At 58.6% G+C, this 18,183-nt stretch carries 16 protein-coding genes and 1 pseudogene; 16 read left to right on the top strand and 1 reads right to left on the bottom strand.

Annotated features, from left to right (window positions below):
- Positions 1-4 precede the first annotated feature (4 nt).
- The 16 genes and pseudogenes from BLV20_RS04060 to BLV20_RS04135 all read left to right on the top strand — a co-directional run bounded on the left by BLV20_RS04060 (position 5) and on the right by BLV20_RS04135 (position 17,140).
- The gene (locus BLV20_RS04060; protein ID WP_037004398.1) at positions 5-412 is read left to right on the top strand and encodes a F0F1 ATP synthase subunit I; all 408 of its coding nucleotides are present in this window, start codon (positions 5-7) and stop codon (positions 410-412) included.
- Positions 413-428: 16 nt separating this feature from the next.
- The gene (gene atpB, locus BLV20_RS04065; RefSeq protein ID WP_092297365.1) at positions 429-1,298 is read left to right on the top strand and encodes a F0F1 ATP synthase subunit A; all 870 of its coding nucleotides are present in this window, start codon (positions 429-431) and stop codon (positions 1,296-1,298) included.
- 133 nt (positions 1,299-1,431) lie between these two features.
- Complete coding sequence (atpE, locus tag BLV20_RS04070) at positions 1,432-1,689, top strand: F0F1 ATP synthase subunit C (RefSeq protein ID WP_002555987.1); 258 nt, start codon at positions 1,432-1,434, stop codon at positions 1,687-1,689.
- A gap of 57 nt (positions 1,690-1,746) precedes the next feature.
- Positions 1,747-2,217: a F0F1 ATP synthase subunit B gene (locus BLV20_RS04075; protein ID WP_023967697.1), complete on the top strand. Its 471-nt coding sequence runs from the start codon at positions 1,747-1,749 to the stop codon at positions 2,215-2,217.
- Between the two features lie 12 nt (positions 2,218-2,229).
- Complete coding sequence (locus BLV20_RS04080) at positions 2,230-2,766, top strand: F0F1 ATP synthase subunit delta (RefSeq protein WP_007924505.1); 537 nt, start codon at positions 2,230-2,232, stop codon at positions 2,764-2,766.
- A 21-nt stretch (positions 2,767-2,787) separates the two neighbouring features.
- Positions 2,788-4,332 (top strand): F0F1 ATP synthase subunit alpha, encoded by a 1,545-nt coding sequence (gene atpA / locus BLV20_RS04085; protein WP_007924506.1) that lies wholly within the window; start codon positions 2,788-2,790, stop codon positions 4,330-4,332.
- A gap of 50 nt (positions 4,333-4,382) precedes the next feature.
- On the top strand, positions 4,383-5,243 hold the full coding sequence (gene atpG / locus BLV20_RS04090; protein ID WP_092297368.1) for a F0F1 ATP synthase subunit gamma: 861 nt from the start codon (positions 4,383-4,385) through the stop codon (positions 5,241-5,243).
- Between the two features lie 27 nt (positions 5,244-5,270).
- Positions 5,271-6,647 (top strand): F0F1 ATP synthase subunit beta, encoded by a 1,377-nt coding sequence (gene atpD / locus BLV20_RS04095; protein ID WP_009041461.1) that lies wholly within the window; start codon positions 5,271-5,273, stop codon positions 6,645-6,647.
- A 45-nt stretch (positions 6,648-6,692) separates the two neighbouring features.
- Positions 6,693-7,118 carry a F0F1 ATP synthase subunit epsilon gene (locus tag BLV20_RS04100; RefSeq protein WP_009041460.1) on the top strand — a complete coding sequence of 142 codons (426 nt, stop codon included), beginning with the start codon at positions 6,693-6,695 and terminating at the stop codon, positions 7,116-7,118.
- A gap of 113 nt (positions 7,119-7,231) precedes the next feature.
- On the top strand, positions 7,232-8,599 hold the full coding sequence (gene glmU, locus BLV20_RS04105) for a bifunctional UDP-N-acetylglucosamine diphosphorylase/glucosamine-1-phosphate N-acetyltransferase GlmU (protein WP_092297371.1): 1,368 nt from the start codon (positions 7,232-7,234) through the stop codon (positions 8,597-8,599).
- A gap of 201 nt (positions 8,600-8,800) precedes the next feature.
- Positions 8,801-9,568 carry a DeoR/GlpR family DNA-binding transcription regulator gene (locus BLV20_RS04110; RefSeq protein WP_092297374.1) on the top strand — a complete coding sequence of 256 codons (768 nt, stop codon included), beginning with the start codon at positions 8,801-8,803 and terminating at the stop codon, positions 9,566-9,568.
- An 11-nt stretch (positions 9,569-9,579) separates the two neighbouring features.
- Positions 9,580-11,427 carry a glutamine--fructose-6-phosphate transaminase (isomerizing) gene (gene glmS / locus BLV20_RS04115; RefSeq protein ID WP_092297377.1) on the top strand — a complete coding sequence of 616 codons (1,848 nt, stop codon included), beginning with the start codon at positions 9,580-9,582 and terminating at the stop codon, positions 11,425-11,427.
- 473 nt (positions 11,428-11,900) lie between these two features.
- A pseudogene (locus tag BLV20_RS31670) lies at positions 11,901-12,127 on the top strand (arginine deiminase family protein); the annotation flags it as partial.
- Between the two features lie 222 nt (positions 12,128-12,349).
- Entirely contained in the window at positions 12,350-12,967 is a 618-nt protein-coding gene (locus BLV20_RS04125; protein ID WP_092297380.1) for a response regulator, read from the top strand.
- Positions 12,968-12,974: 7 nt separating this feature from the next.
- Positions 12,975-16,175, top strand: a complete 3,201-nt coding sequence (locus BLV20_RS04130; RefSeq protein WP_175540138.1) for an ATP-binding protein — start codon at positions 12,975-12,977, stop codon at positions 16,173-16,175.
- Positions 16,176-16,294: 119 nt separating this feature from the next.
- A complete protein-coding gene (locus BLV20_RS04135; protein WP_092297383.1) occupies positions 16,295-17,140 on the top strand; it encodes an EAL domain-containing protein in 846 nt (281 codons plus the stop codon).
- Positions 17,141-17,189: 49 nt separating this feature from the next.
- Here the strand turns inward: BLV20_RS04135 and BLV20_RS04140 are convergent, their stop codons facing one another.
- The gene (locus tag BLV20_RS04140; protein ID WP_092297386.1) at positions 17,190-18,182 is read right to left on the bottom strand and encodes a fimbrial protein; all 993 of its coding nucleotides are present in this window, start codon (positions 18,180-18,182) and stop codon (positions 17,190-17,192) included.
- Position 18,183: the final 1 nt, after the last annotated feature.

The following is an 18,183-nucleotide window of genomic DNA, read 5'->3' on the forward strand; positions in this document are numbered from 1 at the left end:
AGTGATGGAAACCCGCACGCCAAACCGCTTGCCGTTCCATCGCTTGGCGGTTTTCCCGGTTTTATTGGCTCAATTGGTCGTTTTATTGCTGGCCGCGTTGGCGCTCTGGCATTGGCATGGAGTCGTAGCCGGATATTCAGGCCTTTGTGGGGGACTGATAGCCTTGCTGCCGAATGTGTATTTCGCTCATAGGGCATTTCGGTTTTCCGGCGCCCGAGCAGCTCAAGCCATCGTCCGGTCTTTTTATGCCGGCGAGGCAGGCAAACTGATTTTGACGGCAGTGCTCTTTGCATTGACGTTCGCAGGTGTGAAGCCATTGGCGCCGCTAGCTGTATTCGGCGTCTTCGTGCTGACCCAACTGGTCAGCTGGTTCGCTCCCCTGCTTATGAGAACAAGACTTTCGAGACCTTAGGGCGTTTGAGGCAACCATGGCAGAAACAACCGCTTCGGGCTATATCCAGCACCACTTGCAGAACCTGACCTTCGGTCAGCTACCTAATGGCGGCTGGGGCTTTGCCCACACCGCAGCAGAAGCCAAAGAAATGGGCTTCTGGGCATTCCACGTCGATACTCTCGGCTGGTCTGTCGCGTTGGGTCTGATCTTCGTTCTTCTTTTCCGCATGGCGGCCAAGAAGGCAACTTCCGGTCAGCCAGGTGCTTTGCAGAACTTCGTTGAAGTATTGGTCCAGTTCGTCGATGGCAGCGTGAAAGACAGCTTCCATGGCCGTAGCCCAGTGATTGCACCGCTGGCACTGACCATCTTCGTCTGGGTGTTCCTGATGAACGCCATCGACCTGATTCCGGTCGACTGGATTCCTCAACTGGCCATCCTGATCTCCGGCGATTCGCACATTCCTTTCCGTGCCGTATCGACTACCGACCCGAACGCGACCCTGGGCATGGCCCTGTCGGTGTTCGCTCTGATCATTTTCTACAGCATCAAGGTCAAGGGCATCGGCGGTTTCATCGGCGAACTGACCCTGCACCCATTCGGCAGCAAGAACATCTTCGTTCAAGCACTGCTGATTCCGGTGAACTTCCTGCTTGAATTCGTGACGCTGGTAGCCAAGCCAATCTCCCTGGCACTTCGTCTGTTCGGCAACATGTACGCTGGCGAACTGGTGTTCATCCTGATCGCCGTGATGTTCGGCAGCGGCCTGCTCTGGCTCAGCGGCCTGGGCGTGGTGCTGCAATGGGCGTGGGCTGTGTTCCACATCCTGATCATCACCCTGCAAGCGTTTATCTTCATGATGCTGACCATCGTCTACCTGTCGATGGCGCACGAAGAGAACCATTAAGACCGGTCTCGACCAGTCTGATGTCCCTCCCGGTCAAACGGGAGGGGGCCCGTCTAGGGCACGATGAAACGATTTGTTTTACCGCTTTAATCTAAAAAACCTAAACCATACGACGTAAAAGTCGGGAGGAAAGATGGAAACTGTAGTTGGTCTAACCGCTATCGCTGTTGCACTGTTGATCGGCCTGGGCGCACTGGGTACCGCAATTGGTTTCGGCCTGTTGGGCGGCAAGTTCCTGGAAGGCGCTGCGCGTCAGCCAGAAATGGTTCCAATGCTGCAAGTTAAAATGTTCATCGTTGCTGGCCTGCTCGACGCCGTAACCATGATCGGCGTTGGTATCGCTCTGTTCTTCACCTTCGCGAACCCCTTCGTTGGTCAACTCGCTGGCTAATCACTCGAATTTTCGAGTTGATTGGTGTGATGGACAACGAACGAGCGAGGTGTTGGCGTGAACATTAATGCAACCCTGATTGGCCAGTCCGTTGCGTTCTTCATTTTTGTACTGTTTTGCATGAAGTTCGTGTGGCCTCCGGTCATCGCGGCTTTGCACGAACGTCAGAAGAAGATCGCGGATGGACTGGACGCTGCCAGCCGAGCAGCTCGCGACCTGGAACTGGCCCAAGAGAAAGCGGGTCAGCAACTGCGCGAAGCAAAAGCTCAGGCAGCCGAAATCATTGAGCAAGCCAAGAAACGCGGTAACCAGATCGTCGAAGAGGCTGTTGAAAAAGCCCGTATCGACGCTGACCGTGTGAAGGTTCAGGCTCAGGCCGAGATCGAGCAGGAACTGAACAGTGTCAAAGACGCGCTGCGTGCCCAACTGGGTGTGCTGGCCGTTGGCGGTGCCGAGAAGATCCTGGGTGCCACAATCGATCAAAACGCGCACGCGGAGCTGGTTAACAAACTGGCTGCTGAAATTTAAGCGAGGGCGATCATGGCAGAACTGACCACGTTGGCCCGACCTTACGCTAAGGCGGCCTTCGAGCACGCTCAGGCCCACCAGCAGCTGGCCTCTTGGTCAGCCATGCTCGGCCTGGCCGCAGCAGTGTCGCAAGACGACACCATGCGGCGCGTGCTCAAGGCCCCGCGACTGACGAGCGCAGACAAGGCCGCCACGTTTATCGACGTGTGCGGCGACAAGTTCGATGCCAAGGCACAGAATTTCATCCACGTCGTTGCCGAAAACGACCGTCTCCTGCTTCTGCCGGAGATCGCCGCTCTGTTCGACCTGTACAAGGCCGAGCAAGAGAAATCGGTAGATGTGGAAGTCACCAGTGCTTTTGCGTTGAACCAAGAACAGCAAGACAAACTCGCCAAGGTTCTCAGTGCACGACTCGACCGGGAAGTGCGCCTGCAAGTTGCGGAGGACGCTGCCCTGATTGGTGGTGTCGTCATCCGCGCCGGCGACCTGGTTATCGATGGCTCGATTCGCGGCAAAATCGCGAAACTTGCCGAAGCATTGAAATCTTGAGTTTGAAGGGGCAGCAGAGCAATGCAGCAACTCAATCCTTCCGAAATAAGTGAAATTATCAAGGGCCGCATCGAAAAACTCGATGTGACCTCTCAAGCCCGTAACGAAGGCACTGTCGTCAGCGTTTCTGACGGTATCGTGCGGATTCACGGTCTGGCCGACGTTATGTACGGCGAGATGATCGAGTTTCCGGGCGGTGTCTACGGTATGGCACTCAACCTCGAGCAAGACTCCGTAGGTGCCGTTGTACTGGGCGCATACACGACTCTGGCTGAAGGCATGAGCGCCAAGTGCACCGGCCGCATCCTCGAAGTTCCGGTTGGTAAGGAACTGCTGGGTCGCGTAGTCGACGCACTGGGTAACCCAGTTGACGGCAAAGGTCCGCTGAACAACACCGAGACCGACGCGGTCGAGAAAGTTGCTCCAGGCGTGATCTGGCGTAAGTCGGTAGACCAGCCTGTACAGACTGGCTACAAGGCTGTCGATGCCATGATCCCAGTCGGCCGTGGCCAGCGTGAGCTGATCATCGGTGACCGTCAGATCGGTAAGACCGCTCTGGCGATCGACGCGATCATCAACCAGAAAGACAGCGGCATCTTCTGCGTATACGTGGCTATCGGTCAGAAACAATCGACCATCGCCAACGTTGTTCGCAAGCTGGAAGAAAACGGCGCTCTGGCCAACACCATCATCGTGGCTGCCAGTGCTTCCGAATCCGCTGCCCTGCAATTCCTGGCACCGTACTCCGGTTGCACCATGGGCGAATTCTTCCGCGACCGCGGTGAAGACGCGCTGATCGTTTATGACGATCTGTCCAAGCAAGCAGTGGCTTACCGCCAGATTTCCCTGCTGCTGCGCCGTCCACCAGGCCGTGAAGCTTACCCAGGCGACGTGTTCTATCTCCACTCCCGTCTGCTGGAGCGCGCATCCCGCGTTTCGGAAGAGTACGTAGAGAAGTTCACCAACGGCGCGGTAACTGGCAAGACCGGTTCCCTGACCGCACTGCCGATCATCGAAACCCAGGCTGGCGACGTTTCCGCGTTCGTTCCGACCAACGTGATTTCCATCACCGACGGTCAGATCTTCCTGGAATCGGCCATGTTCAACTCCGGCATCCGTCCGGCAGTGAACGCCGGTGTTTCGGTATCCCGTGTAGGTGGTGCCGCTCAGACCAAGATCATCAAGAAGCTGTCCGGTGGTATCCGTACCGCTCTGGCTCAGTACCGTGAACTGGCGGCATTCGCCCAGTTCGCTTCTGACCTGGACGAAGCGACCCGTAAGCAACTTGAACACGGTCAGCGCGTTACCGAGCTGATGAAGCAGAAGCAATACGCGCCGATGTCCATCGCTGACATGTCGCTGTCGCTGTATGCCGCTGAGCGTGGGTTCCTGACTGACGTCGAAATCGCCAAGATCGGTAGCTTCGAACAAGCGCTGATTGCTTACTTCAACCGCGATCACGCCGACTTGATGGCGAAGATCAACGTGAAGGGTGACTTCAATGACGAAATCGACGCTGGCCTGAAAGCCGGTATCGAGAAGTTCAAGGCCACCCAAACCTGGTAAGCCGCAGCGGGGGCCGCGAGGCTCCCGCTTGCTAACCTGATAGGTGTTACATGGCAGGCGCAAAAGAGATTCGCAGTAAGATTGCGAGCATCAAAAGCACGCAAAAGATTACCAGCGCCATGGAAAAAGTGGCGGTCAGCAAAATGCGCAAGGCACAAATGCGCATGGCTGCTAGCCGTCCTTACGCGGAGCGCATCCGCCAGGTTATTGGTCATCTGGCCAACGCCAACCCGGAATATCGCCACCCATTCATGATCGACCGTGCAATCAAGCGCGTCGGTTATGTCGTGGTGAGCAGTGACCGTGGTCTGTGCGGTGGTTTGAATACCAACCTGTTCAAGGCTTTGGTCAAGGACATGGCGGTAAACCGCGAAAATGGCGTCGAGATCGATCTGTGCGTGGTTGGCAGCAAAGGTGCGGCTTTCTTCCGTAACTTCGGCGGTAACGTCGTCGCTGCAATCAGCCACCTGGGTGAAGAGCCGTCGATCAATGATCTGATCGGCAGCGTCAAGGTGATGCTGGATGCCTACCTGGACGGCCGGATTGACCGCCTGTCCGTGGTGTCCAACAAGTTCATCAACACCATGACGCAACAGCCTACGGTGGAGCAGTTGATTCCGCTGGTGGCAACCCCGGATCAAGAACTCAAGCACCACTGGGACTATCTCTACGAACCGGACGCCAAAGAGCTGCTTGACGGCTTGATGGTTCGCTACGTGGAGTCGCAGGTCTACCAGGCGGTGGTCGAGAACAACGCGGCCGAACAAGCTGCGCGGATGATCGCGATGAAGAACGCTACCGACAACGCCGGTGATTTGATCAGCGATTTGCAGCTGATCTACAACAAGGCGCGTCAGGCTGCGATCACCCAAGAGATCTCGGAAATCGTCGGCGGCGCTGCCGCGGTTTAACGGTTCAAATATTCAGAGGATCCAGCTATGAGTAGCGGACGTATCGTTCAAATCATCGGCGCCGTTATCGACGTGGAATTTCCACGCGACAGCGTACCGAGCATCTACGACGCCTTGAAGGTTCAAGGCGCCGAAACCACTCTGGAAGTTCAGCAGCAGCTGGGCGACGGCGTGGTACGTACCATTGCGATGGGCTCCACCGAGGGCTTGAAGCGCGGTCTGGACGTCAACAACACTGGCGCAGCCATCTCCGTACCGGTCGGTAAAGCGACCCTGGGCCGGATCATGGACGTACTGGGCAACCCGATTGACGAAGCTGGCCCGATCGGCGAAGAAGAGCGTTGGGGCATTCACCGTCCTGCGCCGACCTTCGCTGAACAAGCTGGCGGCAACGACCTGCTGGAAACCGGCATCAAGGTTATCGACCTGGTTTGCCCGTTCGCCAAGGGCGGTAAAGTCGGTCTGTTCGGTGGTGCCGGTGTGGGCAAAACCGTAAACATGATGGAACTGATCCGTAACATCGCCATCGAGCACAGCGGTTATTCCGTGTTCGCCGGTGTGGGTGAGCGTACTCGTGAGGGTAACGACTTCTACCACGAGATGAAGGATTCCAACGTTCTGGACAAAGTGGCACTGGTATACGGCCAGATGAACGAGCCGCCGGGAAACCGTCTGCGCGTAGCTCTGACCGGTCTGACCATGGCCGAGAAGTTCCGTGACGAAGGTAACGACGTTCTGCTGTTCGTCGACAACATCTATCGTTACACCCTGGCCGGTACCGAAGTATCCGCACTGCTGGGCCGTATGCCTTCGGCAGTAGGTTACCAGCCGACCCTGGCTGAAGAGATGGGCGTTCTGCAAGAACGTATCACTTCGACCAAGCAAGGCTCGATCACCTCGATCCAAGCGGTATACGTACCTGCGGACGACTTGACCGACCCGTCGCCAGCGACCACCTTCGCCCACTTGGACGCCACCGTCGTACTGTCCCGTGACATCGCTTCCCTGGGTATCTACCCAGCGGTAGACCCACTGGACTCGACTTCCCGCCAGCTGGACCCGAACGTGATCGGCAACGAGCACTACGAAACCGCTCGCGGCGTTCAGTACGTGCTGCAGCGCTACAAAGAGCTGAAGGACATCATTGCGATCCTGGGTATGGACGAACTGTCCGAAGCCGACAAGCAACTGGTATCCCGCGCTCGTAAGATCCAGCGCTTCCTGTCGCAGCCGTTCTTCGTGGCTGAAGTCTTCACTGGTTCTCCAGGCAAATACGTTTCCCTGAAAGACACCATCGCTGGCTTCAAAGGCATCCTCAACGGTGACTACGACCATCTGCCAGAACAAGCGTTCTACATGGTTGGTGGCATCGAAGAAGCGATCGAGAAAGCCAAGAAACTGTAATCCCGGCGCCCGGCAACGGGCGCTAATTTAGGTTGAGGCAAGCAGATGGCTATGACAGTCCATTGCGATATCGTCAGCGCGGAAGGAGAGATCTTCTCCGGTCTGGTCGAGATGGTGATCGCACACGGCGAGCTCGGGGATCTTGGTATCGCCCTGGGTCACGCTCCGCTGATCACTAATCTGAAACCAGGTCCGATCCGCTTGATCAAGCAGGGCGGGGAAGCCGAGGTGTTCTACATCTCCGGTGGTTTCCTCGAGGTTCAGCCGAACATGGTCAAGGTTCTTGCCGACACCGTGCAACGTGCTGCCGACCTGGACGAAGCCTCCGCTCAGGAAGCCGTCAAGGCTGCTGAGAAGGCCCTGAATGAAAAAGGCGCAGATTTCGACTACGGTTCTGCTGCTGCACGTCTGGCCGAGGCCGCAGCCCAGCTGCGCACCGTCCAGCAGATCCGCAAGAAGTTCGGCGGCTAAGCCGCGGGATTTCCGCGTGATTGATTAAAAAGGGTAGCCTCGGCTACCCTTTTTATTTTTTGCAATTCACTTCATGGTCGCAATCGCTGACCACCCAGGATTGGTAGCCAGTCATGTCTCTTGAAATCGTTATTCTCGCTGCCGGTCAAGGCACCCGCATGCGTTCCGCGTTGCCGAAAGTACTGCACCCGGTGGCGGGCAACTCCATGCTCGGGCATGTTATCCACAGCGCCCGACAACTCGATCCACAACGCATCCATGTAGTCATCGGCCATGGCGCCGACGCGGTTCGCGAGCGCCTGGCGGCCGATGACCTGAATTTCGTGCTGCAGGACAAGCAACTGGGTACCGGTCACGCTACCGCCCAGGCGGTGCCGTTCATTACCGCCGACACCGTGCTGATTCTCTACGGTGACGTGCCGCTGATCGAAGTCGAAACCCTGCAGCGCTTGCTCAAGCATGTTGTCCCCGGGCAGATGGGCCTGCTGACCGTGGAGCTGGACGACCCGACCGGTTACGGCCGGATCGTTCGTGACGCCGACGGCAAGGTCGCAGCCATTGTCGAGCACAAGGACGCCAGCGAAGCACAACGCGCTATCACCGAAGGCAACACCGGCATCCTTGCCGTGCCGGCCAATCGCCTTGCCGACTGGATGAGTCGTCTGTCGAACAATAACGCCCAGGGCGAGTATTACCTGACCGACGTGATCGAGATGGCGGTCAGCGATGGTTTGTTGGTGGCCACCGAGCAACCGCACGATCCGATGGAAGTGCAGGGCGCCAACGACCGCAAGCAGTTGTCCGAACTGGAGCGCCATTACCAGTTGCGTGAAGCTCGCCGCCTGATGGCCCAGGGCGTGACCCTGCGCGACCCGGCACGTTTCGATGTGCGCGGTGAAGTGACGGTGGGCCGCGACGTGCTGATCGACATCAACGTGATTCTCGAAGGCCGTGTGGTTATCGAGGACGACGTGGTGATTGGCCCGAACTGCGTGATCAAGGACAGCACCCTGCGCAAGGGCGTGGTAATCAAGGCCAACAGCCATATCGAAGGTGCGGTGCTTGGCGAGGGCAGCGATGCCGGCCCGTTTGCCCGTCTGCGCGAGGGCACCGTTCTCGAAGCCCGTGCCCATGTGGGTAACTTTGTCGAGCTGAAAAACGCACGCATGGGCGAGGGGGCCAAAGCCGGTCACCTGGCCTACCTGGGCGATGCCGAGATCGGTGCACGCAGCAACATTGGCGCCGGCACCATCACCTGCAACTACGATGGCGCCAACAAGCATCGGACAGTGCTGGGCGAAGACGTATTTATTGGTTCCAACAACTCCTTGGTGGCGCCTGTGGATATCCGCGACGGCGCGACCACGGCGGCTGGCTCGACCATTAACCAGACTGTGGAAAAAGCCCAACTGGCGGTGGCCCGTGCCCGGCAGAAGAACATCGACGGTTGGAAACGCCCGGTGAAAATCAAGAAGAGCTGAGTTATCCACAACCCGGTGGCCGGTACTCTCGAGATTGCTTTCGCGGGCAAGCCTCGCTCCAACAGACAGTGATATCTGTAGGAGCGAGTCTTGCCCGCGATGCTTTTATCCACAGATTTTTTTCTTGGCGCTGGCTTGACGAATTTCCGGCAATAGGTTTTGATTGCTTCCGTTATCTTTCGAATCGAAACTTAAGTGCTCATGTCGAAACGCAACACTCCCCAGCGCCGTCACAACATCCTGGCCTTGCTCAATGAACAGGGCGAGGTGAGCGTGGATGAGCTGGCTAAACGCTTCGAAACTTCCGAAGTTACGATTCGTAAGGACCTGGCTGCCCTGGAGAGCAACGGACTGTTGCTGCGACGCTATGGCGGAGCGATCACCATGCCGCAGGAACTGGTCGGCGATGTCGGCCAGCCAGTCTCCCGATACAAGCAAGCCATCGCCCGGGCGGCGGTGGCGCGGATTCGTGAACATGCACGCATCATCATCGACAGCGGCAGTACCACCGCGGCGATGATTCCCGAACTCGGCCTGCAGCCGGGCCTGGTGGTCATGACCAACTCGCTACATGTGGCCAATGCCCTGAGCGAACTGGAGCATGAGCCGGTGCTGTTGATGACCGGCGGCACCTGGGACCCTCATTCCGAGTCGTTCCAGGGGCAGGTAGCCGAGCAGGTATTGCGTTCCTATGACTTTGACCAGCTGTTTATCGGGGCCGACGGCATCGACCTGGTGCGCGGGACCACCACCTTCAACGAGTTGCTCGGCCTGAGCCGGGTGATGGCCGAGGTGGCGCGGGAAGTCGTGGTAATGGTCGAGGCCGACAAGATCGGCCGCAAGATTCCCAACCTGGAGCTGCCGTGGAGCAGCATCCATACCCTTATTACCGATGATCGCCTGCCCGCAGAGGCCCGCGATCAGATTCAGGCCCGCGGCATCACGCTGATTTGCGCGGCAGTCATCTAGGAGAGAAACCCATGTGTGGAATTGTTGGTGCCGTTGCTGAGCGAAATATCACGGCCATCCTGATCGAAGGTCTCAAGCGCCTCGAATACCGCGGCTACGACAGCGCCGGCGTGGCGGTCCTCACCGGCGATGGCAAGCTCGAGCGCATGCGTCGTCCGGGCAAGGTCAGCGAGCTGGAACAGGCCCTGACCGGCGAGCCACTGGCCGGCCGCCTGGGCATCGCCCACACCCGCTGGGCCACCCACGGCGCGCCGTGCGAACGCAACGCCCACCCGCATTTCTCCGGCGGCCTGGCGGTAGTGCACAACGGCATCATCGAAAACCATGAAGCCCTGCGCGAACAGCTGAAGGGCCTGGGTTATGTATTCACGTCGGACACCGACACCGAAGTCATCGCCCACCTGCTGGAGCACAAGCTCAAGGACCTGGGCGACCTGACCGTGGCCCTCAAAGCCACCGTCAAGGAGCTGCATGGCGCCTATGGCCTGGCCGTGATCAGCGCCAGCCAGCCGGACCGCCTGGTCGCCGCCCGCAGTGGCAGCCCATTGGTGATCGGCCTGGGCCTGGGTGAAAACTTCCTGGCTTCCGATCAACTGGCCCTGCGCCAGGTCACCGACCGCTTCATGTACCTGGAAGAGGGTGATATCGCCGAGATTCGCCGCGACAGCGTGCAGATCTGGGATATCGACGGCAAAGCGGTGGAACGCGAAGCCGTGCAATACCGCGATGGGGCCGAAGCCGCCGAGAAGGGCGAATTCCGTCACTTCATGCTCAAGGAAATCCACGAACAGCCAGCCGTGGTGCAACGCACCCTCGAAGGTCGCCTGAGCCAGGGCCAAGTGCTGGTCCAGGCTTTCGGTCCACAGGCCGCCGAGCTGTTCGCCAAAGTGCGCAACGTGCAGATCGTCGCCTGCGGCACCAGCTACCACGCCGGCATGGTTGCCCGTTACTGGCTGGAAGAACTGGCCGGGATTCCATGCCAGGTCGAGGTGGCCAGCGAATTCCGCTACCGCAAGGTGGTGGTGCAGCCGGACACCCTGTTCGTGACCATTTCCCAGTCCGGCGAAACCGCCGACACTTTGGCCGCTTTGCGCAACGCCAAGGTGCTTTCTAGAGAAGAAGGGGGCTACCTCGCCAGCCTGGCGATCTGCAACGTCGGTATCAGCTCGCTGGTCCGCGAATCCGACCTGACCCTGCTGACCCAGGCCGGTCGCGAGATCGGCGTGGCATCGACCAAAGCCTTTACCACCCAGCTGGTCGGCCTGCTGTTGCTGACTCTGTCCCTGGGCCAGGTCCGCGGCACGCTGGGCGAAGGCGTCGAAGCGACCCTGGTGGAAGAACTGCGGCGCTTGCCGACCCGCCTGGGCGAAGCCCTGGCAATGGACGGCACGGTGGAAAAAATCGCCGAGCTGTTCGCCGAGAAGCACCACACCCTGTTCCTGGGTCGTGGCGCGCAATTCCCGGTGGCGATGGAAGGGGCGCTCAAGCTCAAGGAAATCTCCTACATCCACGCTGAAGCCTACCCGGCCGGCGAGCTCAAGCATGGTCCGCTGGCCCTTGTGGATAACGACATGCCGGTAGTCACCGTCGCGCCGAACAACGAGCTGCTGGAAAAGCTCAAGTCGAACCTGCAGGAAGTCCGCGCCCGTGGCGGTCAGCTGGTCGTCTTTGCCGATGAGAAAGCCGGCATGACCAATGGCGAGGGCACGCATGTTGTCCACATGCCGCATATCCACGACATCCTGTCGCCGATCCTCTACACCATCCCCCTGCAATTACTGTCGTATTACGTAGCGGTGCTCAAGGGCACTGACGTCGACCAGCCACGCAACCTGGCCAAGTCCGTCACGGTGGAGTGAGTTATCCACAGTCGGCCGCATGGTTGCTTTTTAGACAATAAAAACTGTCGCAGAGGAGGATTTGCTCCTCTGCAGACATTGGCGAGTCCTTACCCTGCTCACCGGTAGGCGTCAGGGTGGCTACGTATCCTCATGATTGTACGAATCAACCTGACGAATCCTTGCATTCGTACATCGAGCGAAATCTCCATTTGAATTGGAGAAATCTGACCGTCGAGTTGTTCGAGAGCCTTTCCAGGTCCAGCTGAAGCTCGATGGACCTACGTAAAATCACTGCGCATATGGGATGGCCTGGATGCTGTCCATTTGATCCTTTCACCGTCCTGGCCGTAGGCCGACTGTCTACGCGGGCAAAAGGCTCAATTCGTCTTTGATGCATGTCATGTCGCTTTTCCAAAATACCGAGTTTAATACTTGAAAACCTTGATTTCTTAAGAGGAGTTCAACTATCGCGAGGAATATTGGAAGTATCCATCAGTACGGAAATAACCAAGTTAGGCACCCTTCCGAAACCGGCAAATTGCACAAGGTGGTGGCGTTTCCGCCAGCCCTATCCCACCAGCGGCCTACGCCCAGCAACTACAACGAACTGCTGTTCGACGATGTGATCAGGGTGAGTCAGGCCTAGCACGATCACTTCGACTTCGTCACCAAGATGCGCAAGCGGGAAGTGGAGGTCTTGGAGACTCACAATTTCTTGCGCCTGACTCAAAACTCAAGAAGTGTCTGGAGGTATATCCGGACCTGTCTTGACGCTAACCGGGGCGTTCGGGCGGCAGAATCATCCAGCCGCGCAACAGGAGAAGCCGCCCAGTCAAAACGAATCCGATAGACCATACCGGTAAGCGCAACGTTGAGACGCGTCCAGATTCCTGTTGCCACTTTTCAAAGTGTTCAAGCCTTTTTGACTCCGGTGGTTGTTATGAGTATGAAAGCCCTAATCGTCGATGATCACCCCTTAGTCTGCCAGGCAATCCGCCAGGCCCTTGTATCTATCGGCTTCGAGGCCGTTGGCGAGACAGCCGATGGCGTGGATGCGTTGCGCATGATCCAGACGTTGGCACCAGACGTGGTCATCCTCGATATCGGCCTGGAGAAACTTGATGGTCTCACCGTGCTCAAGCGCATCACCCGAGAGAAGCTCGATACCCGCGTGCTAGTGTTCACCTCCCAGGCCAAGGAGAACTACGCAGTCCGCTGCCTGCATGCCGGCGCCAGTGGCTTCGTCAGTAAAAGCGAGTCGATCAGCAAGCTGATCAAGGCAATCGAAACGGTTGCCGAGGGCTATGTGTTCTTCCCGAAGGACTGTATGACGCTGCTCGGCAAGCCGGAGTCGACGGGGGACTTGGAAGACCTCACTGATCGCGAACTGCAGGTACTCAAGCTGCTGGCCGAGGGTTTTTCCAACGGTGAGATCGCTGCACGGCTGAGCCTGAGCCGTAAGACTGTCAGCGGGCACAAGGTAAACATTCAGGCCAAATTGGGGGCGGTCTCAGTGATCGAGCTGGCCGATATCGCGCGCCGGCATGAGCTGGTCTGAGCCGACAATGAGCCATTCGTGCCTGCTGCGCTGCCTGACAGTGCTAATCCTGCTATTTTGCTGGCGCAGCGGCATGGCGCAAGAGTACGAACTGCTGCCGTTCGCCCGGCAATCGCTCGAAGATCTGAAGGTAACGCTGTCCGTATCCGAACAGCAGTGGCTGGCGCAGAAACCCTCCCTGATGGTTGGTGTTCTGAAGGATCCGCTTCCACCGCTGCGGATCTTTGCCGGGGGCCAGCGCCTGGAAGGCCTTCTGGCTGATTACATTGTGGCCTTACAGCGGGAACTGGGTACGCCGATTCACGTCCACTCGTTCCAGACTCGCGAGGCCATGTATGACGCATTGCGCGATGGGCGCATTGACATGGTCAGCAACATCAATCCGCTGATGGCCTCTAACTACGGTCTGGTCCTGAGCCCGGCCTATGCCCTGACCGAGCTGTCGCTGTTCTCAGAAAGTGGAGACCTCCGCGAATACAGTACGACTGATGGCCAGACGCGCATCGCCGTCGCAAACGGCATGATGCTGGAGCTTTTTCGCAGTGCCGGTGGTGACGGCCGGTTTCAGCGCTATCCGTCAGCGTTGCAGGCGATGGCGTCGGTGCTGAGCGGCGAGAATGACGTGTTTCTCGGCGACGAGCTTTCCACCCACTTCCTCTCAAGCCAGCTGTTCAGCAACCAGCTGGTGGTCAACCAGAGCGTTAAGTTGCCCGAGGTTCAGGTCGGTTTCGGCCTGATGCCGGGCAATCGGGTGCTAGAAGGCATTCTCAGGCGTGCTCTGGGGGGGCTGAACCGATGCCAGAAGATCGACGCGCAGTACATCTGGGGCGATACCGAAGAGTGCTGGCCCGATGACTTCCGCAGCCGTCTCAGTGCAGATCAGAGAGCGTGGCTTGAGAACGCCGGTACCGTGCGCCTGGCAGTCAGCGAGGACATTGCCCCCTACGCATTTTTCAACAATCGAGGACGCTTCAGCGGTATAGCTTCGGACCTGCTGGACATCATTCGGCGCAAGACCGGACTGCACTTCGAGATCGATCGCGTCAGCTCGTTGAGCAAGGCCGGTGCCTTGCTCGACCGAGGTGCGGCGAGCTTGAGCATCCTCCCTCAAACAGCCTTTCTCGATCGGCCTTACCTGCATACCAGCGCGCTGGTCACGGCCCCCTACCTGTTTGTGCAGCGCCAGGATGCGCAGCCGATGACGCTCGATGCACAGACCCGCGCAACGGTCGTGGTCGCCAACGGCTACTTCGATCCCCGTCAGTTCAGCGCCCTGTATCCGAACCTGGTGTTCAGCAAAACCGAGACCATGGGCGAGGCCTTCAATCTGGTGCGCGATGGCGATGCCGACATAGTCCTGGCCCCTGCCAACCTGGCGCGTTACTACCTGGCCTACAAGTACGAGAGTAGCTTGAAGGTCGGCGGAGTCTTCAACGGCCTAGTTGTGCGGATCGTGTTCAGCGCGGCGAAGGACCAGGGGCAGCTGGTTGCCATCCTGAACGAGGCGCTGCTGGAGATCACCCCACGCGAGTACCTGCGGCTCGCCGGCCGTTGGCGGGCCAACTCGGCCAACAACGACAAGTACTGGGAGGGCGTCGCATCCTTAATCTGGCGTTCCGTGGGGCTGCTCGGTGTGTTGCTGTTGGTCGCCGGTGTGCTGATAGTCGTCCAGCGTCGACGTATTCGATGCAAACGCTCGGAGCTGGAACAACGCCAGTTGCTGCTTGATGAGCTGCAGCAGGCGAAGGAGTCGGCGGACGGTGCGAACCGCGCCAAGACAGTGTTTCTTGCCACCATGAGCCACGAAATCCGCACCCCGCTCAACGCCATCATCGGTATGTTGGAGCTGGTGCTGACACGCCGCAGCGAAACCGAACTGAATCGGCAGTCGGTGCATATCGCCTACGAGTCGGCCATCGGCCTGCTCGCCTTGATCGGCGATATCCTGGACATTTCCCGCATCGAGTCGGGAAATCTGACGCTGATACCTGAGCCGGCGCGCATCAGCGAGTTGCTGGAGTGTGTGGGTAATGTGTTCTCGGGGCTGGCAAGGCAGAAGCAGTTACGGCTGACCCTGGATATAGACGCGCGGGCTACCGAGCTGGTCTGGGTGGACGCGGTGAAGGTCAAGCAGATTGTTTCCAATCTGTTAAGTAACGCGATCAAATTCACCGAGCACGGCGGCGTCGACCTGAGCTGTTCGGTAGTTGAGGCCGGGGATGCGACATTGAGCTTGCGAATCAGCGTGACCGACAGTGGTGCAGGCATTCCCGCCGCGCAGCTGGATCAGCTGTTCAAGCCCTTCTACATCGTCGATGGCGCTGTGGGTAATCCTAATGCCGGCGCGGGTCTGGGCCTTGCGATCAGCCAGTCTCTGTGCGTGCTGATGGGCAGCGGTCTGGAAGTGGAGAGCGAGGAGGGCAGCGGTACGCGAATGAGCTTCGCAGTCTCCCTGGAACGGGTGAAGGTCGACTCCATCGTATTGCCCGAAAGTTCGGGCAATACGATGAAGATCGATGAACCGCTGACGGTCCTGGTCGTCGAGGACCACCTGCCGAGCCAGTATCTGCTTGTCCAGCAGATCGGTTACCTGGGGCATCGCACGTTGACCGCCTGCAACGGCTTGGAGGGACTCTCCCTGTGGAACGAGCATGCGGTCGACATCGTCATCACAGACTGCAACATGCCGGAAATGGACGGACTGGAAATGACCCGGGCGATCCGTCGCTTGGAAGGTCTGCAAGGCACCAGGCCCTGCCTGATCATCGGTCTCACGGCGGATGCGCAACGTGAGAGTCTGGGGCAATGCCACGATGCTGGAATGGATCATGCGCTGGTGAAACCGACCAACCTGGTGATACTCAACCGCCTGATTCCCAAACTTGGCGCCGAGCAGATCCACGCACCCGACGGGCCGTCTTGGACCCATGACATCCGCGCCTCGATGGTTGGCCAGGTAGTGGCGAGCAACCAGGGTGAAAGCGTTGCGCTGCGCCAAGCGCTGGACGACGGAGATGTGCCCGCGCTGCGGAGCATTGCCCACAAGCTCAAGGGCACCGCCTACTTGCTCAATCACCGGGCGTTGCTGGAGCGGTGTGTCGAGGTCGAGGAACTGTGCGTCGACGGGCTCACCCAGGAGCTGAACGAGGCGGCCCAAGCGCTGCTCAATGCCCTGGAGCAGATCAACCTGTCCCTACAGATGGCGTGACCCCAGAAGATTCTCGGCTCGAATCGAGAACCGTCTCAGTCACTTTGCAGATGCGTCTTTGAGGGTGGGAAAGGTCATTCGCATAGGCTTTGCGGGTGATTTGAACCAGGGTTCCCAACATGTCCATCGCACTCTCCACCCAGTTTCCCGACGGCGAAAGCCGACGTTCTCCCCGGCTCGCTGCTGCGGCACAGCAGCCTGATGCCATCGATATCCGCAGGGGACTGCGACGCGGCGAGTTCCAGGCTTATGTGCAGCCCAAGTTCGACCTGCAGAGCCAGGCGGTGCAGGGTGTGGAAGTCCTCGCACGCTGGCAGCATTCCCAGTGGGGCCTCATGACTCCAGCAGCGTTCATCTCCCTGATGACCCGTGAGCAGTTGCTCGATGAACTACTGAGTAGTCTTCTGGCGCAGGGCCTGGCCTGTCAGGTCGAACTGCATCGGCAAGGTCGCGAACTGAGTTTCGCTTTCAACCTCAGTCTGCATCAGCTTGCCAGCGATTCGCTGGTCGATCAGTTGGCCGCACGACTGCAGCAGCATCCGCTGCCGTTGTCGTCGGTGACACTGGAAATTACCGAGGATGCATTCACCAGCGTCTCGCCCGCTGTTCAGCAGCGCCTTGTGTGCCTGAAGGAACTTGGCGTACGCCTGTCGATGGATGATTTCGGCACGGGTTACTCCTCGCTGTGGCGTCTCAACCAACTGCCATTCGATGAGATCAAGCTGGCGAGGGAGTTCACGGCCCAGCTAGAAAGTTCGCCGCGCGCGCGAGCTATCGTCCGGCATGCGCTGTTCCTGGCTGAGGACTTGGGGATGCAATTGATTGTGGAAGGAATCGAGACCCAGTCGCAGCGTTCGCTACTGATGCAATTGGGTGCCTGTTTTGGCCAAGGTTATCTCTACGCTGAGCCCATGCCGGTAGGTTCGCTGGACGCATGGTTGAAGCGCTCGCAACAACCTTTCTGAAATGAAAAGGCCGGGGGTTCAGCCCCGGCCCCACCGACTCATACTTGGGTCAGTCGTAATCGATGATGTAGTTCAGCGTCCCGTTCGCCTTACCAACCTCGATGGTCTGCGCGTTCTTGTGTGCATAGCCAGCGCTGACGGACAGGCGATAAAGCTCGCCGCCGGGTTGGCTGTTGATCCAGTCCATGGCCAGGGCGCTGCCCTTCGAGAAGGGCAGCAGGGCGCCTTTGCCATCTTTAAGTGCGATCTCCACGCCTTTCGCTCCCCCCGCATCGAGGTTCAGACGCCCCGGCCCATCGGAACTGCCTTCGAAATAGACCCGTACAGGAATCTTTGTGCCCGCCGGCAATCCGGAACAGAGCACGTCAAGATTGAACTGCTTCTGCTGCTTGCCGATTTCCGAGATGGAAATCTTCCCCAGGGGAATGGTGAGCTTCTCGACGCCTGCGCAGCCAGAGAAATAGCTGCGGGTTTCAAAACTGGTGCTACCGCCGACCTTGATCTGCGCCGCATTCCAGCCGTTGATATTTTGCTCGATGGTGAAGTTCATCGACACCATGCCCTGGCCGACGTCACGTGCGGTACGGATGAATTCGAGCTGCACAGCCTTGATCACGTTGGTGTAGATGGTGGCAGCATTAGGGTATGGGTCAATCATCGGCAGGTTGCCAATGGTGCCGCTGGCGTTGCTCTTGAACCGCACGCCGAGGCCGGGAATGCTGGTCTTGTACACATCGGTGAAACCGTCCGCCAGTTCAGCATCGGACACGTAGTAGTCGCCCCGGTAGTTCTGAACGGCCGGATACGGGCACTTTATCTGCATGATTTCGGTATGGATGGTCGCATTCGGTGCGCTAGCCATAACACCGCCGATAGCCACGCTCTGCAGGTCCATCTGGCTCGGTGCAGTCATCGTAAAGTACCTTTTCTGGTCGCCAACACCGCCCTTATTCCAGTAGCACCCGTCCGGGTTGGCCGCCTGTGCCACGTTTGAACCCAGCACGGCGCAGGTCGCCGCCAGGGCTAGAAGCTTCATTTTCATC

Source organism: Pseudomonas sp. NFIX28 (genome assembly GCF_900107395.1).
In the GTDB taxonomy this organism is placed as follows: domain Bacteria; phylum Pseudomonadota; class Gammaproteobacteria; order Pseudomonadales; family Pseudomonadaceae; genus Aquipseudomonas.